Raw genomic sequence first — 24,166 nt, 5'->3', positions numbered from 1 at the left:
ATTAGTTCCGACGCATTATGGCTTTACGCACCACCAAATAGCCAGCCCAGCCTAGCAGAGAAAGAAGTTGCCAGTAAATTGCTCCAAACAGCAGTACATGTAAGACAAGCACCAATCCGTTGCTAGCATGCTGTGCGTAAAGGGCAAACAAAAAAGCTACCGGATAAAATACCTCGTAATACTCGCCTAATAAAATACGCGAATTAGGTTGAAGAATATGAGGCGGGTTATTCCACATGCGCCATTTAAAGGCTTCCAAGGCGGCGTACACTATCAGGAATGCCACGGGCCAGAGCTGTTTGCTTAACAGTAGCAATAAACCGAATGCTACCAGTTCAATAGGAAAAAGGACCAACTGCCCAAACCGTTGCACACGCTGTGGTCCTTGGCGTAACACCCACGTGTCGACACCTGCTTGGGCATCAGCTTCAACGTCGCTGAGTTGATGAAGCAGAATATTGCGTAGACCACAAGCAAAGGCCCAAGTGCCGATGGCAACGTACCACATACCGGGCAAAAGATGGCCGGTCCAGGCGGACACCAGTGAAACAGTGAGCAACTGGGGAAACATATGGGAGCCAGAAGCATCAGCTACTACACCTGCCAGACCGCGTTTTTTTAGGCGCAAAGGCGGGAGGGAGTACGCCGAAAATGCTACCCAGGAACACAGGTACAGAAAGCCGCTTAGCGGGCTGCTTCGCCAAAAATAGGTGCCCACTGCAAGCCCGATGGCCAGGCATAGTAGCAGCACCAGAGCCGTCAGCCAGGGAGCCTTATTGGCTACCCGGTTGTACTTTCCGCCGATAAGGTCATCTGCCTGATCAGTCCAATCATTGATAATACTTACATAAGTGGCCCCCACTGTCAGGCTTAGCAACAGTAGCAGCAGTTTGGGCACCAAGGGCCACACGGGCGCCCCAATGAGGCAGGCCGAAGCGTAGAAAGTGGCCATCACCGGAGAAAATTTACAATTCCACCAGTCTTGTACCCGCGCTATTTCCAGTAAAGGCCCCCGCAAGGCAGGGGTATTATTTGTCTGTATTCGTGACATTCACTGCGGATGGTAGAAATTCAGCATTCCAGTATAGTAGCCACTTTATCCGGGCTTTACCTTACACAAAGGAAGAGCATACTTTCCAGTTATATCCCAGCTTATTCAATTCTTTGCCCTTTATTTCTGCGTATTAAGACCAGGTTTGGCAGTGTCTGAAAAGTAGTTTGCAACTTGCAGACCGTTCTGCTGAGCTTATCGAAGCATCTGTACTGCTTAGTTGTGCAAGTAATCAAAGGAAGCCGGAGGCTCCGGCCAGCTCAGCAGGACCGTGTTGGAGTTTTCAGACACAGCTGAGTAAGGACTACGACAATCGTGCACAAGTGGTGGTTTGTAAGATATTGAATTGGTAATCAGTAGATTGATGCTATTTTTCTGAAAATTCATGGAATGTCCAGCAGCTAGCTTAGCTACCCGGCCTGATCAGCAAAACGACGTTAAGTCGGTTGTCAATCGGGCTATTGCTTTCTTACAGCAACGCCAATTAGTTGATGGCCAGTTTGTTGCCTATTGTGCGCTTGACGCTCCTATGCAAGGCTGGAAATATGCCGACAGCGCTGTATTTCCTACTGCATTAGTTGCACATTGCCTGCTGCCTGTAGCCGAAAGACCCGAAGTGAGTCAGATGCTCGATCGGGCTACGGAGTTTCTGCGCAATCAGATGAACCATGGCGGGCTCTGGAACCACTTCACTAATCTGCACCATTTGCGCAAGCTGTGCCCACTTGACATCGATGACACCGCTTGTGTGTCAGCCGTCTTAAAGGCGCGGGGTATTGCCTGTCCGGTGCCCACCAATGTGCCCCTGATTTTAGCAAACCGAAATGGCCAGGGATTATTCTACTCCTGGTTTCTGCTTCGCCTACGCTGGGTGCCTAACCGTACTTTCTGGCGCGTTGCAGCACGGGAGCTGCTTCATCCTGTAAAAAGCCTGCTTTTCTGGCGTGGTGTAGAGGCCGGCCGCAACGATGTGGATGGCGTTGTCAATGCCAATGCCTTATACTACCTGGGAGATATTCCGGAAACACAACCAGTTATTGCCTATTTGCTGCGCATCATTGCTGAAAAGCGGGAGGGCACCTGTGACCTGTGGTACCTAGACCACTTCTTTGTGTATTACTCGTTCACCCGCTGCTACCACGTCGGCATCACGCAACTTGAACCACTACGACAGCCTATCATCGACCGGATTCTGGCTCAGTCTCAACCAGATGGGCGCTTGGGTGAAACCCTCGTTGATACAGCCTGGGCGGTGTGCAGTCTGCTCAATTTACGTAGTTACCCACCCGAATTATCAGCGGCTGTAAATTACATTATGCAGGCCCAGTGTGCTGACGGGGCATGGCCCCGCTGGCTTATCTATTATGGCGGCCCCAAGCGCATGCTAGGCTGGGGCTCAGAAGAAATGACTACTGGCTTTTGCGTGGAAGCCCTGGTGCGCTACCAGCAGGCGCTCAGCGGTGCTGCTCAGGTATAGGGGCTGAGTGCTAATATGCGTCGTGCGCTAAAAACAGGGGCGAGGAAGGCCACTGTGCGCCGGCAGTAGGGACGCAGCCAGCTAGGCATTCCCTTCTTGCCAGAGCAACTTAACTTACTTTATAATACCTGTGAAGTACATAGGTTGCTGCTGACAGATAATAGAGAGTGCCATTTCGGGTAGGAAGGCGCAGGTAGCTTGAGGAGTGAGACGGCCCCTAACAAGACGGCGCTAAATGGTAACGAGGGGAGGTGAAATTGGCTGAGTTACAGGAAAACTGTTACATTGAGCGGCGAAAACTTCTGTTTTTCCACTTATTCCAAACCAACATCCTCGCACCATGAAAAAAACATTACTCGGCATTTCTTTTCTGTTAGGGCTTGGCCTGCAGGGCTATAGCCAGGGCACACCGGCCATAACCTCTTTCACGGCCCAGAATTCTAACTTGCCCGCTGAATATCGGGTGGTAGGTATTCAGGCTATTGATGCTAATACTGCCTGGGGGTTATCGGGTACGGTGAATGCCGCCGGTACCAGCATCGACGCCAACACGTATCTGCGCACGACCAACGGTGGCACCGCCTGGCAGGGAGGCTTAATTGCCGTTCCTAACTTTGCTGGCTACAGCGCTGGCAACCTGTTTGCTTTGAATGCCACTACTGCCTGGACGGCCATGTATGGCCCAGCTGGCGGTGGTGTTATTGCAAAAACCACTAACGGTGGCACTACTTGGGTTGCTCAAACTGATCCTTCGGCCTCTGGTGCGCGTCAGTTCACTGCGCCTGATGGCTTTGCCAACTGGGTGTACTTCTGGGATGCCAACAACGGCGTGTGCATGGGTGACCCCAATGGTACAGCAACCGCCTCTACCAAATTCTTCGAGGTATACACGACCACCAACGGCGGTACCACCTGGACGCGTGTGCCCCGCACTTCTGGCCTAACCAGCAATGGTAGCGAGTATGGCGTAACCAATCAGTACAGCGTAGTTGGCAACACCATCTGGTTTACTACGCTCTACGATCCGGAAACTATCACCTCGCCGGCCCGCGTGTTTAAGTCAACTGACCGGGGCCTGACCTGGACTTCCTCTAACAGCAATATTCCTAACCGGGTATCAGGCGTAACATTCGCCAATGCTACCAATGGCCTCATATGGAATGCCGAGAATCTGAGCGTATCGTCTAATGGCGGTACCTCGTGGGCAACCCAGACATACACAACGCCTTTCCGCGACTCCGATGTGAAGGCAATTCCGGGTAGCAACACGTACGTGGCCGTCGGCCTTGATGCTCGGGTGGCGTCTCCGACTGCCGCAGATATCGGAACTTCCGTCAGCCGCGACAATGGTGCTACTTGGTCGACAATCGATAACCGGGCGCAGTACTTGTCAGTGAGCTTTGCCTCGGGCACAGTGGGCTGGGCTGGTGGTTTCACGGCTGCAGCCGGCGGTGGAGGCATCGGTAAGTATACGGGCAGCAATATCTTAACCAACCGCAACGCCGAACTGCAGCAGGCCTTGGCTGTCTATCCAAATCCTAGCTCGTCCGGAGTGTTTACGGTGCAGCTGGCTTCGGGCCTGAAATCGGGTGCTTCGGTACGCGTATTTGATGTAGTAGGTCGTCAGGTAGCCAACCAGACGTTGAATGCTACTGCCGTGGCCGCCAAGTCTACGACGGTGGATTTGAGCACCGAAAAAGCGGGCATATATACGCTGGAGCTGCGCACCGATGCTGGTGTAGCTCAGCAGAAGCTGGTAATTGAATAACATCGAGCCCTGAGTTTTTACTAAAAAGTCCCCATTCAAACGAGTGGGGACTTTTTTTTAGCTGGTTGCCGATTGCCAACCAACCATTCTTGGTTACTTGCACTCCTATCATCAAATTCCTTCATCCATCTTTTCATCATGCACAAACAATTACTATTAGTATCCGCATTTCTGGCCGTTGGAGCCACCGCGCAGGCACAATGGGCCACTCAGCCTATAGGATTTGCCAATCCTACGGCGGCACCTGCCTTGATTGAAGCGGTAAGCCCGACTGTAGTCTGGACCATTGGCTACGACTACGTCGGAGGGGATGACAGCAACCAGGTAGGCCTTAGCACCAACGGGGGGCTTTCGTGGACTACGTCCACCGTTACAGGAGTGAATACCGCTTCGGAATTTGTGTCGTCACTGTCTGCTATCAGCAATACCACCGCGTGGGTGGCAGTGGTAGGCTCCAGAGCAGACGGCCGGATAATGAAAACAACCGATGGGGGCCTGACGTGGGTACGGCAAACCACTGCTGCGCAGTTCGGGGCTACCAACAGCTACCCCACGGTTGTACACTTCTTCAATGCCAACGACGGAGTGGCTATCGGCGACCCGCCCGTTGATGGCGGGCCATTTGAAGTGTATGTAACCTCCAATGGGGGGACTACCTGGACGGCAGCAACGACACCGCCCGTTTCCAACGCCCGCGAAGATGCTGCCGATGATGCCTACGCAGTGGCCGGCAACACAATTTGGTGTGGTACTCTGCAAGGCCGGGTGCTGCGTAGTACAGATAAAGGCCTCACCTGGACTGCTGCTTCAACCAGCATGGCTGCCATCCGCAATCTAGCCTTCAGAGATGCCCAAAATGGACTTGCCACTTATCTGGATGAAGACACCGGAGTGCGGCAGTTGGAACGCACTACAGACGGGGGCGCTACTTGGGCCCGCGTCAGCTACACGGGCATCATCCCTGGTTTTGGCCTCGACAACGTACCGGGGAGTAATCAATATATAAGCACTGGCCTCGACTTGGGGGATGGTATCCGGGGCACTGCTTACTCGCGCGACAACGGCCAGACCTGGGTGACGCTGGAAAGCACCAGCAACAATCTATTTGTTGATTTTATCAGCCCCACAGCAGGCTGGACGGGAGCCATCAACCCCACTACCGGGGCTGGCCTGGGAATGCGGCGCTTCACCAGCTCCGTGCTGGGCAGCAAGCAAGCCACTGCTGCGCAATTAGGCTACAGCGTGTTTCCCAACCCAAGCGCCGATGGCCACTTTGAAGTACGCGCCCAGGAAGCCCGCACCGGCACGATGCTGCGCGTATCCGACGCGCTGGGCCGGGAGGTAGTGCGCCGTCCCTGGACGGGCAATGGCACGGCTCCTGTCACGCTCGACCTGAGCCAGTATCGGGCCGGGGTCTATACGCTCGAAATCAGCTCGGCCGCCGGCACTGCCCACCAGAAGCTGGTGGTGAAATAGGCTGCTGCTCCATACGCCGACTGGCGGAAAAGCCTCCGTTTGAGAAGAACGGAAGCTTTTTTATGGATTCGTGCCCGCCGTCAGCCAACCATTTGCAGTGCTCTGTACTTTAGCAGTCAACTTCCATCCTTTTCCATCTATTATGCGCAAACAATTATGCATGCTGGGCTTTCTGCTGGCGTTTGGTTCGGCCCGAGTTCAGGCCCAATGGGTCAACCAGCCCGTGAACAACCCCACGCCCGACCAATTCAACCTGCTCATCTCCGCCGTAGATGCCAACGTGGCCTGGACCACCGTGGTGGGCAGTGAGGATTTCTTCACCCAGCTGTTCAGCCGCACCACCAACGGCGGCGCCACCTGGACCACGCTGGCCATTCCGGGCCTGACGCCCAACGACCTCGTGACCAGCATCTACGCCCGGAACGCCACCACTGCCTGGGTAACAGTGGCTGCCGATTTTGTAGGGCCCGGCCGCATCCTGCGCACCACCGACGGCGGGGCTAGCTGGGTCACCCAAACCACGGCCAACCAGTTTGCCGGGGCCAATAGCTTCCCGACCGTGGTACGTTTCTTTGATGCGGTGAACGGCGTGGTGCTGGGCAACCCCAACAACGGACGCTTTGAAATCTACACCACCAGCAACGCCGGCGAAACCTGGACGGCCATTCCGGCTGCCAACGCACCTCAGTCTCAGGGGCTGGAAGACCTGGTGACCGGCGTGCCGGTGGTGACACAGGCCGGCAACAGCATCTGGGTGGCCACTGACGAGGGCCGAATGCTACGCTCTACCGACCGGGGCCTGACCTGGGCTGTGTCTGCCACCGGCCTGGAGTACCCGGCCAACGTGGCCTTCCGCGACGCGCTCAACGGCCTGGCCCTAGACGAAGATGGCAGCTACGTGCGCACTACCGACGGTGGCGCCACCTGGGCAGCCCTCAACCCCACCGGCGCGGTGCGCCGCGTTGGGCTCGACAACGTACCCGGTACCCGCACCTACGTGGCAACGGGGTTTGGCGCCTATGGCCCCGGTTCGTCGTATTCCACCGACGACGGCCAGACCTGGATAACCCTCGAATCAACCATCAACCACGCGTTGGTGGATTTCGTCAGCCCGAGCGTGGGCTGGTCGGGAGGCCTGCTGGTAGATGCCGACGGCGAGGTGGCAGGCGGCAATGGCATGAACAAGTACACCGGCATCACGCTGGCCACCAATGCTGCCCTGGCGGCTCGTCTGGGGATCAGTGCCTTCCCCAACCCCGCACCCGATGGCCGCTTTGTGGTGCGGGCCAGTGGCCTGAAAGCCGCCACCCCGGCGCGCGTGCTCGATGGGCTGGGCCGCACCGTGCGCACCGAAACCTGGACCTCGCCCGCGCTGGCCCCGCTTTCGCTGGACCTAAGCCAGCAGCCGGTGGGCGTGTATGTGCTGGAGCTGCGCACCCCCGAAGGGCTCGTGCGCCAGAAGCTGGTGGTGCGCTAAGCGGCCGAAGCGTCAGGAATATCGGATTATTCGAAGGCCTGTTCCCTGCCCGGAGCAGGCCTTTTTTTGCCTATGCTCCGGCGGCCTTTCTTGCCACTGTTAGGCGGGCTTATTCGGGGCTGGCGCTAGCAAAAACGGGATATTTTCGGTACTTTTGTAGGATAGCATCATAGCTGAACTTACGCCCGAAACATGAGCGAAACACAAGAGATAATCGGTGCCTCGGACTACTCCGCGGATAGCATTCAGGTACTCGAAGGGCTCGAAGCGGTACGCAAGCGTCCTTCCATGTACATCGGTGATACTGGCGCTAAAGGCCTTCACCACCTCGTATGGGAAGTAGTCGATAACTCCATTGATGAGGCACTAGCCGGCCAGTGCGACCGAATCGAGGTGAGCATTCACCCTGGCAATGCCATTTCAGTACAAGACAATGGCCGGGGAATTCCTGTCGGCATCAATCAGAAATTTGGTAAATCTGCCCTCGAAATTGCCCTGACTGTGCTGCACGCCGGTGGCAAGTTTGACAAGAACAGCTACAAGACCTCCGGCGGTTTGCACGGCGTGGGCGTGAGCTGCGTGAATGCACTCAGCACCCATACTCACGTGAAGGTGCAGCGCGAGGGGCGCATGTACGAGCAGGAATACACCATTGGAGTGCCCCAGTATGACGTGCGTGAAATCGGGCCGGCTGATGGCCGCGGCACCTACGTGTGGTTCCAGCCCGACGGCACCATCTTCGATGAGACGCTGGAGTATTCCTACGAGCGGATTTCCACGCGTTTGCGGGAGCTGGCTTACCTCAACCGTGGTATCCGCATCATTCTCGTTGACCTGCGCGAGCAGGCCGCCGACGCCGAAGGCCAGCCCCTGCGCACCGAGTTCTACTCGGAGGGCGGCGTGGCCGAATACGTACAGTACCTCGACAGCAGCCGCGCCGTGCTTATGACCAAGCCCGTGTACGTGGCTACGGAGCGCGGTATTCCGGTGGAAGTGGCGTTCCAGTACAACGACTCGTACCAGGAGCACATCTTCTCCTACGTCAACAACATCAACACCCACGAGGGCGGCACGCACGTAGCAGGCTTCCGCTCGGCCATCACGCGGGTGCTGAAAGCCTACGCCGAGAAATCGGGGGAGGTAGCCAAGGCCAAGATTGAAATCCAGGGCGACGACTTCCGCGAAGGCCTCACTGCCGTTATTTCGGTGAAGGTGGCCGAGCCTAAGTTTGAGGGCCAGACCAAAGGCAAGCTCGGCAACTCCGAAGTGAGTGGCGCTGTGAACCAAGTTGTAGGCGAGATTCTCAACCAGTACCTGGAAGAGAACCCCAAGGAAGCCCGCGTTATCGTGGAAAAAGTGATTCTGGCCGCCAAAGCCCGCGTAGCCGCTAAGAAGGCCCGCGAGATGGTGCAGCGCAAGTCGGTGCTGGGCTCCAACTCGCTGCCCGGTAAACTGGCCGACTGCTCGGAATCAGACCCCGCTATCTGCGAGTTGTATCTGGTAGAAGGCGACTCCGCTGGCGGCACCGCCAAGCAGGGCCGCAACCGCGCTTTCCAGGCCATTCTGCCGCTGCGGGGTAAGATTCTGAACGTAGAGAAGGCCCAGGAGCACCGCATCTACGAAAACGAGGAAATCCGGAATATGATTACGGCCCTCGGCGTGAGCTTTGAAAAGAAGACCGACGAAGATGACGGCAGCAGCAGCCGCTCGCTGAACCTCGATAAGCTGCGCTACCACAAAATTATCATCATGACTGATGCTGATATTGATGGCTCGCACATCCGGACGCTGATTCTGACGTTCTTTTTCCGCTACATGCCGGAACTGATCGAGAAAGGCTACATCTATATTGCGCTGCCACCGCTGTATCTGGTGAAGCGGGGTAAAGAGGAGCGCTACTGCTGGACGGAAGAGGAACGTGCCACTGCCCAGGAAGAGCTGGGCCGCGGCAAGCCGGAAACGGTGGGTGTACAGCGCTACAAAGGCCTCGGCGAAATGAATGCCGAGCAGCTCTGGACCACCACCATGCAGCCCGCCACCCGCTCCCTGAAGCGCGTAGATGTGGACTCCGGCGTGGAAGCTGACCACCTTTTCTCCATGCTGATGGGCGACGAAGTGGCCCCCCGCCGCGACTTCATCGAGAAAAACGCCAAGTACGCCAAGCTGGACGTGTAACCACCTGAAAATAAAAAAGCCCGCTGAATAAGCGGGCTTTTTTATTGCTGCCAACCCACCGGCAAACCACGTACAAGCAGCTACATTTACTTAAAAGCGCAATAGAAGGTCCGCTACGAGCGTGTATCTTGCCGTACTGCCCTCTGGATGCCTTTCTTCCGATATGAAACTCTTCAAGTCCGCCGACCTTATCCGCAAAAGCAAATACATCAGCCGCGACCTGAGTTGGCTGCGCTTCAATTACCGTGTGCTCGACCAGGCCAAAGACGCCAACCGGCCGCTGTTTGACCGGCTGCGGTTTCTGAGCATCACGTCGTCGAATCTGGATGAGTTCTTTATGATTCGGGTGGGCTCCCTCTACAACTACCTCGACTACGGCAAGGAGCGGGTGGACTACTCGGGGCTGCGGGAGCTGCCGTTCCGGCGCAAGCTGCTCGACTTCGCGCACCGCTTCGTCAACGACCAGTCGATGACGTACCTAAACGAGCTGAAGCCGCAGTTTGAGAAGAACGGCTTCAACATCATGAAGATGGATGAGCTGACCGAGCTGGAGCTGAAAAAGGCCGACGGTTATTTCAAAAATACCATCTTCCCTCTGCTTACGCCGATGGTGTACGACTCGTACCACGGCTTTCCACTGATGATGAACCAGATGCTGATTCTGGGCGTGGTGACGCGCACCGGTACCGGCGACCTGGAAACCGAGAAAGGGCAGGAGCGGCTCACCTTCGTGCAGATACCGCAGAACCTAACACGCTTCTTTGAGCTCACGCGCAAGGAGAAGGTGCTGTTCGTGCCGATTGAGGAAATCGTACGGGCCAATCTGCCCAAGCTGTTCCGCAATGTGGAAATCGAGTCTGCCGACCTGTTCCGCATTACGCGCAACGGCGACTTTACGCTGGAAGAATCCGAGGACATTGATACCGACTTTATTAAGGAACTGCAGCAGGGCCTGAAGACGCGTAAGCGGGGCCGCGTGGTACGGCTGGAAGTGGAGCCTAATGCGTCGGCGCTGCTGATGGCGGTATTAAAGGAACGCTGGAAGATTGATAATGGAAATGTATTTGTTATCAATTCATTAATTGACCTGAAAGGACTGCTGCAGATTTTAAAGCACCCCAACTTTCGGGGCAAAACTTCACGCCAGCCGGCCCCGATTGCGCCGCTCAGCTTGCCCGACGGAGCCGACGAAAACCTGTTCGAATACCTCAAGCACCACGACGTGCTGCTCCACCATCCCTACAACAGCATCGAGCCGATGGTGCGGCTGCTGGAGCAGGCCGCCGAAGACCCGCAGGTGCTGGGTATCAAGCAAACCATCTACCGCCTCGCCGACGACTCCCGGGTAACGGCCGCGCTGCTGAAGGCAGCCGAAAATGGCAAGCACGTGTCGGTGCTGTTTGAAATCAAGGCCCGCTTTGATGAGGAGCGCAACATCCGGGAAGGGGCACGGCTGGAAAAGGCCGGCTGCTTCGTGATTTATGGCGTAAGCAAGTACAAGACGCACACCAAGATGCTGATGGTCATCCGCAAGGAAGGCGAGAAGGTGACGCGCTACGTGCACATTGGGTCCGGCAACTACAACGAGCAAACCAGCAAGCTCTACACCGACGTGAGCCTGCTCACCACCAACGACGTGTATGGCCACGACGTATCGGAGTTCTTCAACGTCATCACCGGCCACTCGCAGCCCGACGACTATGAATACCTGATTACGGCGCCCAAAGACATGCGCCAGCAACTGGTGCACCTGATCCGGGAGGAAGCCCGCAACGCCAAGAAAGGCCTGCCCAGCGGCATTGTCATCAAGATTAACTCCCTAGAGGACAAGGAGGTAATTGACGAGCTATACAAGGCCTCGAAAGCAGGCGTGCCCATCCGGCTGATTGTGCGCGGCATCTGCTGCCTGCGGCCGGGCCGCCCCAACCTAAGCGAAAATATTGAAGTGCGCAGCGTGGTAGGCGACTTGCTGGAACACTCGCGCCTGTTCTATTTCCATCAGGCCGGCCAGCCGCGCCTCTATGCCGGCTCCGCTGACGTGATGGTGCGCTCCTTCGACCGGCGTATTGAGGCGCTATTCCTGATTGTGAATCCGCAGCTCAAGCGCGAGGCCATCGGCATTCTGATGCTGAACCTGCTCGATAACCAGAATAGCTATGTGATGCGCGAGGACGGCGCCTACATCCGGCGCCAGCCGCAGCCCTACGAGGTGATTGTGAACGTACACAAGGACTTCTACCGCCGCGACGAAGAGCGCCTGGCCAATGCCACCCCCGACGGCATGCTGGTGCTGCTGACGGCCGCCAAAGATGCCGCCGCTACTGCCCTGGCTGCCGCCGAAGAAGCAGTGGAAGCGTGTGGCCCCGAGGAGGAGACACCAGCCGATGAGCTGGAAACAGAAACCGTGGAGTATGTAGTTGTAGCGGAAGCCGAGGACAAAGAGGAAGCTGAGCGGACGAATGCCTAACTGCCAGCTGGCCTGCAGCAGTAGCCTCCCGTGAGGCGCATGCAGCGCAACTGAATGCAAAGCCCTCCGGCACTAGGCTCATTGCCTGACGCCGGAGGGCTTTTCGTGTAGTACTAGCAACTATTTTGGGTGGTTGAGTTACGGTACGCAACCTCTCTATACTGGTAGCTACCTATTCCACTTCCGTAGGACGGCTTTGCATGCTTGGGATGGGCGTACTGTTGGAGTAGTCGTCGCGGGCCCGGATTTCGTCGAAATGCTCCTCGAATAAGGTCTGGAGCATACCGTCTTTCAAACCAATGTCGGGCACAATCATCTGATTGATATTGGCCCACTCCATTGCCGACAGATAGATGTGGCCGGCCGGAACGATAACATCGGCGCGGTCGGGGTTAAGCATGGCTACGTTCACCCGCTCGTCCATGCTCATGCTGGTGAGGTTGTTGAGTACGGCTGCAATACGGCGGCGCGTCACGGACTTGTCGAGCTGCTGCGGCTGCGCCATGCTGTAGAGCTTGTTGATATTGCCGCCCGTGCCAATCGCGCGCGTAACATGGTAGCGGCGCGCGTTTTCCTTTACCCAGTCTTCCATGCGCTGCCACAGGTCGTTTTGGGCTACCGTAGAAGCCAGGCCGCTTTCTTCCTGCTGCATGCGCCGGATGGAGCCAATCTCAAACGACTGCGACGCTACTTTGCGGCGGTCGTGGTAGATGTTGAATTCGGTGCTGCCGCCACCTACATCAATGTGCAGGTAGTGCTTTTTGTCTTCCAGCAAATGCTCAATTACGCGGTTGATGTAAGCAGCTTCGGCCTGGCCGTCAATCACCTGCACCGTCATGCCGAGTTCCTGCTGAATGCGGGCTGCTACTGCAGTGCCATTAGTAGCTGTGCGCATAGCAGAAGTGGCACATACCAGATAATGGTTGGGGGCTACATCGTGCACTTCCATCAGCAGCCGCAATGCGTGCAGAAACTTGATGAATTTCTCCTGTTTCTTCTCGGATATGGTGCCGGTGGCAAATACATCTTCGCCCAGCCGCAATGGGTAGCGGACATATTCTACCCGCTTGAGCCGGTATCGGTCGCCGTAATGGAGGACTGCTGAAATCTGACAACGAACAGCGTTGGAACCGATATCAATGGCGGCAAGCTTCAGCAGAGGATATTGCACGGGCAGCAGGGTTGGCTTAGGAGAGGGCGCAAAGATAGCCGTTTGGGCAAAACGGCCCGTTGCCTGCTGGTCGGAAATCAAGTTAAACTACACTATTTCGTTTATATATAGTAACTTATAAATAAATCAACGCCCGCTCTCATGCTTTCCGACCTGACATACCTGGATGCCCCGGCTCCTTTCTGGCTGGTAGGGGTGTTTTTAAGTACTGTATTGCTGGCCATCGGTTTGCTGCTGCATCTGTGCTACCGTGCCAATTTGTGGCTGCTGCCGCCGGCGATACTGCTGGCGTGGTGGTTGCTGCTGCAAAGCGTTCTGGTGCTCATGGGCTTTTATACCAACCTGTATTCTCTGCCGCCCCGGCTGCTGGTGCTGGGTGTGGGGCCGCCGCTCCTGGCGCTGGCTGGTCTGGTGCTTAGCCAGTCGGGCCGGAACCTGCTGGCCCGTTTCGACTTAGTGGACCTCACCCGGCTTAGCATTGTCCGCATACCGGTGGAGCTGTGTCTCTATGGGCTGGCTTTGCACCACTTGGTGCCCGACCTCATCACCTTTGCCGACCGCAACCTCGACTTGGCCGCCGGCCTTACGGCGCCGCTAGCCGCCTACTGGTTTCGAACCCGGCTAATGAGCCGTCGCCTGCTGCTGGTGTGGCACAGCGGCAGTTTAGTGTCGCTGCTGAATGTGGTGGTATTGGCCGCCGGAAGCGTACCTACTCCTTGGCAGCAGCTGGGTTTTTCGCAGCCCAACGTGGCGGTGCTGCACTGGCCTTTTGTGTGGCTGCCCACCTTTATTGTGCCGCTGGTCCTGTTTTCGCACATAGCCGCTCTCCGGCAGCTACTAGCCACGGCCAACAAAACCGCCCCGCTACAAACTAGTAGCAAGGCGAGCGAGTGGCACCTGGAGCCGTGGTTTACTGGTCGATCCGGAAGCCGAGGCCGAACTGGATTAGGCCGCTTTCTTCGGGCGAAATCTGATAGGAAACCGACAGGGCTAGCTGGTCGGTGACGGGGGCCAGGTAGAAGCCGGCACCGTAGCCATCGTGCCAGCCGCCGGGTGAGCTGCCCTGGTAGTATACGCGGCCCCGGTCGAAGAACCCAAACACGCCGTAGGAAAAGGGCAGGAAGTTGTTTTTCACCTGGCCCAGCGCCAGCCGCAGCTCGGTATTCAGGTAAAGGCTGGCGTCGCCGGTGAAACGGTTGCGTACGTAGCCGCGCAGGTTTTCGCGCTGCCCGAGATAGGCAAACTTGTAGAACGGAATTTCGTCGTTGGGGCCATAGGTTTTGGCGCCGCCGCCTTTCACTACCAGCGTCACCGGAATGCCCAGGCGTGCCGTGCCGTAGTATTCGGCAAAGCCCTGCGAGAGGCCGAAGTTACTTTTGTCGCGGTTGAGCTGGAAATAGGTGTCGTGCTGGGCGCGCAGACGCACGCCGCGGCGCGCGAAGCGGGGCCGGTCACGCAGATCCAGGTCAAACAACCCGTTCAGACCTACTAAGCGCTGGAAGCCGGTATTGGGGCGCAGGTCGCTGGAGGTGGGGTCCTGCTCCAGGCGGCCCAGGTAGCTGGAGCTGGCAAAGTTGGTGTTGTACTGCTCGTAGCCGCCGCCCAGCCGGATCAGGCTGCGCTGGAAGAAGACGCGCTCTGTAAACAGGCTGGCCGTGTAGCCTTTGTAGCGGGCCTTGTAAAAGTTGTTGTCGTAGAGGCCGTCGTCCTTGGTAGTGTTATTGCCCAGCCCAAAGAAGTTGTAGAACTGGAAAAAGTTGCCGTATTCAGCGCGGGCCCCGATATCCCAAAGGCCAATAGCGTGGCGGTGCCGCGAAGCCAGACTCGTTTGAAAGTTACCGTTGGCGGTGCCCTGAATGTCGAAGCTATAAAGGTTCTTGTAACCCGGCTTACGGAAGCCCTGCCGCAAGAAATCGATGCCCACGCCGGCCCCGAGCCCGTCGGAGCTGTTGTAGATGAGCGTGGCGCTCGGCTTGTAGCCGTTGTACTGAAACGACTCCCGCTCGTACAGATTCACGTCGGGCGCGGTGGAGGTGCGGTTGTCGGACTCCGGCCCCAGCTTCAGGTCAGTGTCGGGTACGTCGTACACCTTAGTGAGAGCACGCAGGCCGCTCACTCGTGAGTCGTCGGCAATCCGGTCTTTGCCGTCGCCACCGATGATGCGCAGCAGCACGCTGTTTTTGGCAGTGCCCGTCACCGTAAATACATCTTTGCCATCGAGGCCGTACAAGCTTACTTCCTGGGTTTCTTTCGGCGAGAAAGTACGGTCGAAAAGTGGCTCGCCGGCCGGGGCCTCGCCGTCTTTGCCTTTGTCGAACATCCGTACACGCATGTTGCCGTCGGCCTGGCGGTCCACCTGGAACACTTCGGCCTTGTTTGAGCCCACCACGTCCACGCGCTTGGCCAGCATCAGGTAGTAATCGTCGAGCACCTTGGGCAATTCCTGGATGCGCTGCTTGAGCTTTCGGTTCAGGTCGTTGCCGGAAAGCGGCATCAGTTCCGGTGGCAGCTGGGCCGTGGCTTCGTCGATGGCGGCCGGCGTGATGCGGGCCTGCATATACTGGCCCACCTGCTGCCATTGCTGCCGCGTGAGGCCTTGCAAAAGAAACCGGTCTAAGTCCCTAGCGGGCCAGTTCAGGCTTTTGAGGTCGTGGAACTCACCCTGGAAATCCTCGATGCTGCCTACGGCCCATTCGCGGTTCGCCAGATACGTCAATAGCCCGTTCCAAAGCGTGAACGACTGGTCCCGGTCGCGCGGAATCGGCTTGTAAACTGTTTTTTTGCCTTGTGTGTAGCCAGCCCATTTCCAGTTGTCTTCGTGCTTGCCAAAGTCGGCCACCAGCATATCGAAGGCGCGGGCTTGGGCAAACGCTTCGGCGTCGATGCGGTTGTCGTGGTCTTTGTAGAGCTGGCGGAAGAAGCTGAACGAGCGGCGCACATCATTGGCACCACCGAAACCGGGCAGGTTGGGTTTAGGGTCGCCGGGGCGGTCTTCCAGAGTGCCCAGCAGGCCGGCGTATTCCTGGCGGTAGGCCCCTAGCTGGTTGTTGTCGGGTAGCACGAACAGGCGCGGCCGAGCGTGCAGAATGTCGGTTTTATCGAGCAACGACGTGATAACCAGCGCCGAGTAGGGGTGGGCCGTAGGCGTGATGCCCCGCAGCACATCGGCCGCCACCGAGGTGCGCAGCTCCGGCGGCAGAATCTTGGTCACATCCTTGTCCACGGACCGGAACACGTACTCCGACGAGTCGGCCGCAATCAGCTTGAGGGAGGTAGTCTGGCGCCCGCCGCCGCGCCCAAACACGCGCAAACCGCCTTTTTCGGTGGCCAGATCCAGTGTACGCACCTGCACCGGCTGAGTCCAGGACGTGCGGTAGCCTTCGCCCAGGAAAAACTTGGAAGAGCCCGTACCAGCGTATTGCTTGCCGGCGGCCAGCGTCTGGATAGGCTGAAACGGCGCATCCGGCTTCACATCGGCCACGCCTTTCGGGGCCGATGGGCACTCCGGAATAAAGCTGTTGACCGGCACGTTGGGCAGGCGCGGCTCCTGGCACGCCGACTGAAACAGCACGGCGTTGTAGGTTTCATTTACTGCCGCATCAGCAGGCCCGAAAGCGTAGAAAAATCCCTTTACGGTGCCGTCGGCGAAATATTCGAGCTTGGAAAATCCTTCCTCGGAGCGGTTGAACTGCGCGCCGCCATCGGCCCCGACGTGCTCTTTTTTAGCAAACGAGCCCGATATCAGGTGGTAGTTGTCTTCGAAACGCGTGAGCTGCAGGCTATAGTCGTGAGCGGCGGCGTATACGGCGCCGGGGTGGTCTTTAAGCGTGCCCAGCAACTCCTTGCGGAACCCTTGATACTGCGGATTGGCCAGGTCGCGCGGGGTGCCTACGTTCTGGCGGTAGGCTGCGTACACCGAGCCCAGCACCGGGGGCAGCAGGTGGCGGCTAAGCGGCTGCTTGCCACCGTACACGCCATTGCTGATGACGGGCTGGTGGCCCACGAGCAGTACATTTTTACCCTTGGTGTCGTCCAGTAAATCCTGCAGCTGCTCTCGGAATTCCTGCTGGGTAAGGGTTTTACAGTCGGTGTCGGGGGCTTCGGGCCGGTCGAAGGGGTGCGTAAACCAAGGCGAGTTGATGGCCACCACGCGCACGTTGGGCGCCACATCAATCACCTCGGGGCCGGGGCAGCCGCCGGTGGGTGCAAAAGCATTCTGGCCGGGCAGGCGCTTTTCAATGTAGTCTTCAAGGCGGCGCACGCGCTTCAGGCCGTCGGGGCCGGAGTTGGCCCAGTCCCGGTCGCCGGGCACGAAGTATATTTTGCCATTCGGCAAACCCTGCACCAGCGCAATCAGCGCATCGGCGCGGGCAGTTTCGCCGGCGCGACTGGAGTCGGTTTTGGTGCCCAAGCCATCATGGCCCACAATGTCGCCGAGGTGCACCACGGTGAATGAGCCAGACTGCTGCTCCAGCGTGCGGCGCAATGCCTGAAGGCGGGCAGTTGGCAGGTCGGCAGTAGCGGTGTTGCCAAGCAGATATACTGTATGCGCAGGCGAAGAAACGGTCTGGCCCACCAGGGGCTGCGCCATAGCCAGCCCCAAAGAGGCCAGCAGAAGACGACGGTAGAGTAGATGCATAGGAGGGAGGTAGATACGCCTATACGGAAAACTGAACAATACGATTTAACCTAAATTTAACGTAGCCTACCATCTGAACTTCCACTCAGCTGCTGGTTTGCGAAATTGTGCCAGCAGTTGGCTTGCAGCCAGCGCCAGCAGGCAGGGCAGGCCTACCCATGTAAACTCACTCTTAAGCACCCGAGCAGCCCATTCACCCACAAATTTCTTCACCCCAATTGGCGAAACCTGCAAAGGGCGCCACGGGAAAAAGTAGCGTTGCTGCTCGAACGGACTGAGAAAAGCCACACCTTCGCCGCCCGTTGTCAGGGCATCGAGGACGCCGTGCGAGGCAGTAGCCAGAAATAGCAGCAGCCACAGCCGTCCGATTGCGGGCGCGCCGGGTGGGCGGAGCATCCGTACCAGCCCAGCCAGCACCGAGGCAACCACCACAGCGGCCAGAATGGAGTGCGTCAGGCCTCGATGTCCCCACAAACTGGCGTACGGCACGTGAAACTTGAAGCCAATAACGTCGGCATCGGGCAGGAAGGCGCAGGCGGCCGCCAGCAGCCAGTAGCGCCAATGGCGGCGGCTGGGCAGCAGCAGCTTGCCTAATGTAGCGCCCAAAGCGCAGTGTCCGAAGATGGAAGCCAAAAGGGAGAGGTAGTCAGGTGGCAAAGGACAGATAGTAGCGCAAACTTTGCAGTTAGCGCCCTCGCGCCGTTGCATCCGTCGGAATAGCGCCGGGGCACGAACTACAAAGTTCGCGCTACTGCCGACCCAGCAGTTCGGCGGCCAGTTGGGGTACGCCGATGCTGGCCGGCTCGGTAATGAAATGCAGATTGCGCCGCGCTGAAACCGGTGGCCGGCTAGGGTCGATGATGTAAATGGGGCAGCCGGGTGGGGCATAGCTGACGAGGCCGGCCGCCGGGTATACCTGCAGCGAAGTGCCTATTACCAGGAAAATATCGGCGGTGGCGGTTTCTTCCATAGCCTGCTCCATGAGAGGCACAGCTTCGCCAAACCACACAATATTGGGCCGCAGCTGATGGCCCTGCTCGCATAGGTCACCCAACTCAATCCGGTCGGTAGCCATCGGGTACACCAGTTGCTCGAAGTAGGAGCTGCGTGCCTCGAGCAGCTTGCCGTGCAGGTGAATGACGCGGCTGGAGCCGGCCCGCTCGTGCAGGTCGTCAACGTTCTGCGTCACCACTACTACCTCAAATTCCTTCTCCAGCGCCGCCAGCGCCAAGTGGCCCGCATTGGGCTGGGCAGCGCGGGCTGCGGCGCGCCGTTGGTTGTAGAACTCCAGTACCAGCGCCGGATTGGCAGCCCAGCCTTCCGGCGTTGCCACCTCCTCGATGCGGTGGCCTTCCCACAGCCCGTCGGAGCCTCGGAAGGTGGCCAGGCCGCTTTCTGCGCTGATGCCCGCGCCGGTAAGGGCAACAATCTTCTTTCTCATATGCGAAATGTAGCAAGTTGGCGGCTTAGGAAGCTGGGGCGTTCTACCAGGATTTGTAAAATAAGATTTGGCCGCACAACTGTCAGAACCGCTTTAATTCTTCCCGCCGGAACGTCCATTCTGGTGTGCTGAATTTAGGTTGACTTGGGTCAATAGCAAACCAGGCACCCAGGGCCGGGTCGCCCCAGGGGTTGCGCAGCACATGAATCTGCTGGGCTGGCATGTAGCTTTGAGCCAGCAGCACGTAGCGCCGCCCGCTGCTCAACTGCTCGGCCACGTCCAGCACCAGCACGGCGTGGCCCGGTGAGCCGCCCCGAATGAGTACGTCGCCGGGCTGCACCGCCGCCAGCGGCACGGGCGTCAGCTCCCGGTCCAGGGAAAGGGTACCGGCATAGGTGAAAATCTGGTCGAGGTAGCGGCGGAAGGTAGCATGGCTGGGTGCCTCCACCGGGCGGTTGGCTGGCAGCACATCGTCGCCGCTTACCCGGAAGCCTTTGCCACTGTACCAGTCGGCAAACCGGATATCATGGCCGCTGGTAAGGTGGAAATGCACCTGTGCCGGGTTTTGCGCGAACTGATATTCGCCCCGCAGCCGGATAACGGCATCGGCGCACTGCTGCAGGTCGCGCGTGCCCACGTCGATATTCACTACCGCGGCGTGCACATTTTGAGGGTCTTTCAGCTGGCCGTTGTAAAGCTTCACGGGCGCACCGGCCGGCAGCAGCGGCAGCCCACGCAACCATTGCCCGAACGAGCCCGGCGCCACCGGCATCCGCACGCAGCCGCGCGGCGGCGCAAACTGGGCCGCCAGGCTCCGGCGCGTATCGTAGGTGCCCGCCGGCAGCCACGCATAGGGGCCAGCAGCCAATGAAGTTGCAACCGCACGGGAAGCGGGAAGATGGTCCTCACCTGCGGAAAAAGCGCCTGCAAAAGCAACACAGCCAAGAAGCAGAACGGAAATCGGGATTTGCAGCATATCAGCGAATAACTAGCGCGAAGTAGTATAGCCGCATAACGATATGGAGCGTGCGGTATTTCAAGGGTAACAGTACAAAAAAATCCCCGGCCATTTCCAGCCGGGGATTCCAGTAAAGAATAGCGAATTGAGCTATTTGGCCTTAGCGGCCGGTTTTTTTGCCGTGGTACCAGTGGCTTTCTTTGCAGCTGGCTTTTTGGCGGCGGGCTTCTTCGTAGCTGGTTTTTTGGCTGGCTTATCAACGGTATCAGCCTTGTCAGCTACGGGAGCTTTCTTGGCGAAGCGGCCACCTTTTGCGGGCTTATCCGGCGTCAGTTCGCCCAGCTCCAGGCAGCGTTCCAGCGTGAGGTCGGTTGGTTCTTCACCTTTCGGAATCTTCACATTCTTTTTGCCTACTACAATGTAGGGGCCGAAACGGCCATTCAGCACCTGAACATCTTCGCGGCCTTCAAAGGTCTTGATGAGGCGTTCGGCGTCGGTTTTGCGCTTGTTCTCAATCAGCTCCACCGCCTCAGGGGCCGTGATGGTATGTGGGTCCTGCTCCTTGGTCAGCGAATAAAACTTGCTGTCGTGGCGGATGTAAGGGCCGAAACGACCCAACGCCGCCGTCATCGACTTCTCCTCGAACTCACCAACCACGCGGGGTAGCTTAAACAAATCCAGCGCTTCTTCCAGGGTGATGTTCTCGATGAACTGGCCTTTGCGCAAGCTGGCGTACACCGCTTTTTCATCTTCGGGCGCGCCTTCCTTAGGCTCGATCTGCACGTAGGGGCCAAAGCGGCCGAGGCGGGCGGTCAGCTTCTGGCCGGTTTCGGGGTGCAGCCCGATTTCTCGGTTGCTGCCCAGCGTGTTACGCTCGATGTCTTTGCCGCGCTCCACGGTCTCGTGGAAAGTGCTGTAGAAGCCGGCCAGCATGTCGGTCCACTGTTCTTCGCCGTCGGCAATCCGGTCAAACTCGCCCTCCACTTTAGCCGTGAACTGAAAGTCCACAATCACCGGAAAGTGCTCCACCAGGAAGTCGTTCACCACCATGGCCGTATCTGTAGGAAACAGCTTGGCTTTATCGGCACCATAGGTTTCGGTTTTCACCTCCGTTTTCACTGCGTTGCCTTCCAGCGTCAGCACATGAAACTTGCGCTCCTTGCCCTCACGCGAGTCTTTTTCCACGTAGCCGCGTTTCTGGATCGTGCTGATAGTTGGCGCATACGTCGAAGGCCGGCCGATGCCCATTTCCTCTAGTTTTTTTACCAAAGAAGCCTCGGTGTAGCGGGCCGCCGGAGAAGCGTAGCGCTCCACCCCGCGTAGCTGCAGCAGCGGCATTAGCTGGCCCACGGTCAGGGGCGGCAAGCCGCGCGAAAACGACGATTCGGTGGTGGCTTCGTCCTGCTCTTCTTCGTCTTTCGACTCACTATATGCTTTCAGGAAGCCCTCAAAGGTAATTACCTCCCCGCTGGCCGTGAGCGTAACACCGGGCTGGGTGCTGATGCCGATGGTAGCTACCGTGCGCTCAATCTGGGCGTCAGCCATCTGCGAGGCCATGGCCCGCTTGCGAATTAGGTCGTAGAGGCGCTGTTCCTGCGAGTCAGAGCCGGCTTTCAACAGCGCAAAATCGGTAGGACGGATGGCTTCGTGGGCCTCCTGCGCCGAAGCCGATTTGGTCTTATAGAGGCGGGTTTGAGCGTACTCCGCGCCGTAGGTGCGGCTGATTTCCGCCTGCGCGGCCGCCAGGGCATCCTGCGAGAGGTTCACCGAGTCGGTACGCATGTAGGAGATTTTGCCGGCTTCGTAGAGCTTTTGCGCCACGCTCATCGTCTGCGCTACCGAGAAGCCCAGCTTGCGCGAGGCTTCCTGCTGCAGCGTAGACGTAGTGAAGGGTGGCGCCGGGCTGCGTTTACCGGGCTTTTTCTCCAGATTCTCGATGCGGTACTCGGCACCGGCGCACCGGGCCAGAAAAGCCTCCGCTTCCTCCCGGGTTTTGTAGCGCGTCGGCAGGTCGGCTTCCAGCACAGCGCCTTTGCCAGCATCCAGACGGGCCGTAATCCGGTACGCCGACGACACGTTGAACTGGTTGATTTCCCGTTCGCGCTCCACCACAAAGCGTACTGCCACGCTTTGCACGCGGCCGGCTGAAAGGCCCGTCTTTACCTTTTTCCAGAGTACCGGACTCAGCTCGAACCCCACCAGCCGGTCGAGCACGCGGCGGGCCTGCTGGGCATTCACCAGGTTCAGGTCGATTTCCCGCGGGTTTTCAATGGCATTCAGAATAGCATTCTTGGTGATTTCGCGAAATACAATCCGGCGCGTCTTGGGGCTGCCGGTCAGGTTCAGGGTTTCCGCTAGGTGCCAGGAAATGGCCTCGCCTTCCCGGTCATCGTCACTCGCCAGCCACACGGTTTCGGCCTCCTTCGCCAGCTTCTTCAGCTGGCTGATAATTTCCCGCTTGTCAGCCGACACCACATAGGTCGGCTTGAAGCCGTTGGCTACGTCAATGGCGTTATTATCCTTCGGCAAGTCACGGACGTGCCCGAAAGACGATTTGACGACGAAATCCTTGCCCAGATAGCCTTCAATGGTTTTGGCTTTCGCAGGGGATTCGACGATGACTAGATTTTTAACCATGGGGGAATGAGGAGACGGAGGGGAGCAAGCTAGCGCGCTTTTCAATAGAAAACGGGGTAGCGGATAAGAAGTTGAATTTTGCCGCAAAGATGTCGGAATATTCCGGCCCGCCATTGCCAACCTGTATAGTAGAGCCGGTTTAGCAAGGCAATAGCCGTGAGCAGGCAACAATCAGAATGATTCAACTGGTTCATTGCAAGTAAGTTCTGGTCTTATAATAACTAGGTGCGAATTCCTGCTCGCAGAAACAGGCGTATTCGCTACCTTTGCCAGTATGGGCTAAAGCAGCCGGGCGTGCAGTACGCCTTGCACAGTCGCCCTCCGCAGCCCCCGATACTCCTTGCTATATGGCATCAGGTAAGACATCCTCTCCCGCCCGCCGCTCCGCCGTTTCCGCCCCGGCTGAAGATACCCTGGCTTCGGCCGACACCGCCGTTACGGTTGCCAATCCAGCTAATGGCAAGCTTCCTTCCAATGGCGACGTTACGCGCCGTAGCGGTAGTGCCAAAGGCTCCAACTTGCGCGGAACAGGCACCCTGGAAAACACCGATTACGTCAACGAGCAGCTCAACCGGGTGCTTTATGCTCTCGATGCCTTTAAGAAAGGTGACGTGTCGGTACGCCTGACCAAGCAAAACGACGACATCTTCGCTGAAATAGCTGAGGCCTACAATTCCATGGTGGAAATGATTGGCGGGGTAGGTGGCGAGGTGTCGCGCATTTCCAAGGTTGCCGGGGTGGAAGGCAACCTGAAGGCCCGCGCATCCGCAGAGAATGCCGCCGGTTTCTGGCGCGACATGATCAACAACATCAACGGTCTGGTGGACAGCATTGCGGTGCCGGTACTGGAAGTGGGCAAAGTGCTCAAGAACATCAGCAAGGGCAACCTTGATGAAACCTTCCAGATTCCGGTTTCCGGCGACTTCAAGGTGATGGCCGAAACCATCAACAAGACCATCGACAACCTGAACCTGTTTGCCGGCGAGGTAACCCGCGTGGCGCAGGAAGTAGGCACCGAGGGCAAGCTCGGCGGCCAGGCGTCGGTACCAAACGTGGGCGGCATCTGGAAAGATTTGACCGACAACGTAAACTATATGGCCTCGAACCTGACCTCTCAGGTGCGGGACATTGCCAACGTAGCCACGGCCGTAGCCAAAGGTGACCTCACCCAGAAAATCACCGTCGATGTAAAGGGCGAGCTGCTGCAGTTGAAGCAGAACCTGAACCAGATGGTGGACTCGCTCAACCTGTTTGCCGGCGAAGTTACCCGCGTGGCGCAGGAAGTAGGTACCGAAGGCAAGCTCGGCGGCCAGGCCATTGTGCCCAACGTGAGCGGCGTGTGGAAAGACCTGACCGACAACGTAAACAACATGGCCTCGAACCTGACTCTGCAGGTACGAGACATTGCCAACGTAGCCACGGCCGTAGC

General features: G+C 57.9%; 15 protein-coding genes. 8 read left to right on the top strand and 7 right to left on the bottom strand.

The features are described from left to right. Position 1 precedes the first annotated feature (1 nt). The gene (locus H8B14_RS12420) at positions 2 to 952 is read right to left on the bottom strand and encodes a UbiA family prenyltransferase (protein ID WP_187315975.1); all 951 of its coding nucleotides are present in this window, start codon (positions 950 to 952) and stop codon (positions 2 to 4) included. A 484-nt stretch (positions 953 to 1,436) separates the two neighbouring features. Here H8B14_RS12420 and H8B14_RS12415 point away from each other — a divergent pair, with 484 nt between their 5' ends. From H8B14_RS12415 to ppk1, 6 genes are all read left to right on the top strand, one after another. Further along, a complete protein-coding gene (locus tag H8B14_RS12415; RefSeq protein ID WP_187315974.1) occupies positions 1,437 to 2,528 on the top strand; it encodes a prenyltransferase/squalene oxidase repeat-containing protein in 1,092 nt (363 codons plus the stop codon). A 340-nt stretch (positions 2,529 to 2,868) separates the two neighbouring features. After that, positions 2,869 to 4,296 (top strand): T9SS type A sorting domain-containing protein, encoded by a 1,428-nt coding sequence (locus tag H8B14_RS12410; protein ID WP_187315973.1) that lies wholly within the window; start codon positions 2,869 to 2,871, stop codon positions 4,294 to 4,296. Between the two features lie 138 nt (positions 4,297 to 4,434). Further along, positions 4,435 to 5,772 carry a T9SS type A sorting domain-containing protein gene (locus H8B14_RS12405; RefSeq protein ID WP_187315972.1) on the top strand — a complete coding sequence of 446 codons (1,338 nt, stop codon included), beginning with the start codon at positions 4,435 to 4,437 and terminating at the stop codon, positions 5,770 to 5,772. Positions 5,773 to 5,914: 142 nt separating this feature from the next. Beyond that, positions 5,915 to 7,249, top strand: coding sequence for a T9SS type A sorting domain-containing protein (locus H8B14_RS12400; RefSeq protein ID WP_187315971.1), 1,335 nt, complete (start codon positions 5,915 to 5,917; stop codon positions 7,247 to 7,249). Positions 7,250 to 7,441: 192 nt separating this feature from the next. Continuing rightward, positions 7,442 to 9,424, top strand: coding sequence for a DNA topoisomerase (ATP-hydrolyzing) subunit B (gene gyrB / locus H8B14_RS12395; RefSeq protein ID WP_187315970.1), 1,983 nt, complete (start codon positions 7,442 to 7,444; stop codon positions 9,422 to 9,424). Positions 9,425 to 9,587: 163 nt separating this feature from the next. After that, positions 9,588 to 11,891 carry a polyphosphate kinase 1 gene (gene ppk1 / locus H8B14_RS12390; protein ID WP_261990002.1) on the top strand — a complete coding sequence of 768 codons (2,304 nt, stop codon included), beginning with the start codon at positions 9,588 to 9,590 and terminating at the stop codon, positions 11,889 to 11,891. A 172-nt stretch (positions 11,892 to 12,063) separates the two neighbouring features. Here the strand turns inward: ppk1 and H8B14_RS12385 are convergent, their stop codons facing one another. Continuing rightward, positions 12,064 to 13,062, bottom strand: coding sequence for a Ppx/GppA phosphatase family protein (locus H8B14_RS12385; RefSeq protein ID WP_315984825.1), 999 nt, complete (start codon positions 13,060 to 13,062; stop codon positions 12,064 to 12,066). Between the two features lie 141 nt (positions 13,063 to 13,203). Between H8B14_RS12385 and H8B14_RS12380 the strand changes: the two genes are divergently transcribed. Then, positions 13,204 to 14,067 carry a hypothetical protein gene (locus H8B14_RS12380; RefSeq protein ID WP_187315969.1) on the top strand — a complete coding sequence of 288 codons (864 nt, stop codon included), beginning with the start codon at positions 13,204 to 13,206 and terminating at the stop codon, positions 14,065 to 14,067. On the opposite strand, the gene H8B14_RS12375 is transcribed toward H8B14_RS12380, so the two are convergent. The 5 genes from H8B14_RS12375 to topA form a co-directional block, all read right to left on the bottom strand. Continuing rightward, positions 13,973 to 17,701, bottom strand: a complete 3,729-nt coding sequence (locus tag H8B14_RS12375) for a BamA/TamA family outer membrane protein (protein ID WP_187315968.1) — start codon at positions 17,699 to 17,701, stop codon at positions 13,973 to 13,975. The genes H8B14_RS12380 and H8B14_RS12375 overlap by 95 nt on opposite strands. Positions 17,702 to 17,767: 66 nt before the next feature. Further along, on the bottom strand, positions 17,768 to 18,334 hold the full coding sequence (locus H8B14_RS12370; protein ID WP_187315967.1) for a metal-dependent hydrolase: 567 nt from the start codon (positions 18,332 to 18,334) through the stop codon (positions 17,768 to 17,770). A 115-nt stretch (positions 18,335 to 18,449) separates the two neighbouring features. Next, entirely contained in the window at positions 18,450 to 19,142 is a 693-nt protein-coding gene (locus H8B14_RS12365; RefSeq protein WP_187315966.1) for an SIR2 family NAD-dependent protein deacylase, read from the bottom strand. A gap of 82 nt (positions 19,143 to 19,224) precedes the next feature. Continuing rightward, positions 19,225 to 20,010 carry a DUF4846 domain-containing protein gene (locus H8B14_RS12360; protein ID WP_187315965.1) on the bottom strand — a complete coding sequence of 262 codons (786 nt, stop codon included), beginning with the start codon at positions 20,008 to 20,010 and terminating at the stop codon, positions 19,225 to 19,227. Positions 20,011 to 20,250: 240 nt separating this feature from the next. After that, positions 20,251 to 22,737 carry a type I DNA topoisomerase gene (gene topA, locus H8B14_RS12355; protein ID WP_187315964.1) on the bottom strand — a complete coding sequence of 829 codons (2,487 nt, stop codon included), beginning with the start codon at positions 22,735 to 22,737 and terminating at the stop codon, positions 20,251 to 20,253. Positions 22,738 to 23,084: 347 nt separating this feature from the next. Here topA and H8B14_RS12350 point away from each other — a divergent pair. Continuing rightward, positions 23,085 to 24,166, top strand: a 1,082-nt coding sequence (locus H8B14_RS12350) for a HAMP domain-containing protein (protein ID WP_261990001.1), incomplete at its 3' end; no start/stop codon positions are given.

This window comes from Hymenobacter puniceus (genome assembly GCF_014333525.1).
GTDB lineage: Bacteria > Bacteroidota > Bacteroidia > Cytophagales > Hymenobacteraceae > Hymenobacter.
The sequence above is the reverse complement of the archived record's forward strand: the minus strand, read 5'-3'. Positions and strand labels throughout refer to the sequence as shown.

Excerpts from the sequence above, each read along its gene's own strand:
- H8B14_RS12420 (WP_187315975.1), bottom strand. The coding sequence starts at position 952 with ATGGCCACTTTCTACGCTTCGGCCTGCCTCATTGGGGCGCCCGTGTGG.
- H8B14_RS12415 (WP_187315974.1), top strand. The coding sequence starts at position 1,437 with ATGGAATGTCCAGCAGCTAGCTTAGCTACCCGGCCTGATCAGCAAAAC.
- H8B14_RS12410 (WP_187315973.1), top strand. The coding sequence starts at position 2,869 with ATGAAAAAAACATTACTCGGCATTTCTTTTCTGTTAGGGCTTGGCCTG.
- H8B14_RS12405 (WP_187315972.1), top strand. The coding sequence starts at position 4,435 with ATGCACAAACAATTACTATTAGTATCCGCATTTCTGGCCGTTGGAGCC.
- H8B14_RS12400 (WP_187315971.1), top strand. The coding sequence starts at position 5,915 with ATGCGCAAACAATTATGCATGCTGGGCTTTCTGCTGGCGTTTGGTTCG.
- gyrB (WP_187315970.1), top strand. The coding sequence starts at position 7,442 with ATGAGCGAAACACAAGAGATAATCGGTGCCTCGGACTACTCCGCGGAT.
- ppk1 (WP_261990002.1), top strand. The coding sequence starts at position 9,588 with ATGAAACTCTTCAAGTCCGCCGACCTTATCCGCAAAAGCAAATACATC.
- H8B14_RS12380 (WP_187315969.1), top strand. The coding sequence starts at position 13,204 with ATGCTTTCCGACCTGACATACCTGGATGCCCCGGCTCCTTTCTGGCTG.
- H8B14_RS12375 (WP_187315968.1), bottom strand. The coding sequence starts at position 17,701 with ATGCATCTACTCTACCGTCGTCTTCTGCTGGCCTCTTTGGGGCTGGCT.
- H8B14_RS12365 (WP_187315966.1), bottom strand. The coding sequence starts at position 19,142 with ATGAGAAAGAAGATTGTTGCCCTTACCGGCGCGGGCATCAGCGCAGAA.
- topA (WP_187315964.1), bottom strand. The coding sequence starts at position 22,737 with ATGGTTAAAAATCTAGTCATCGTCGAATCCCCTGCGAAAGCCAAAACC.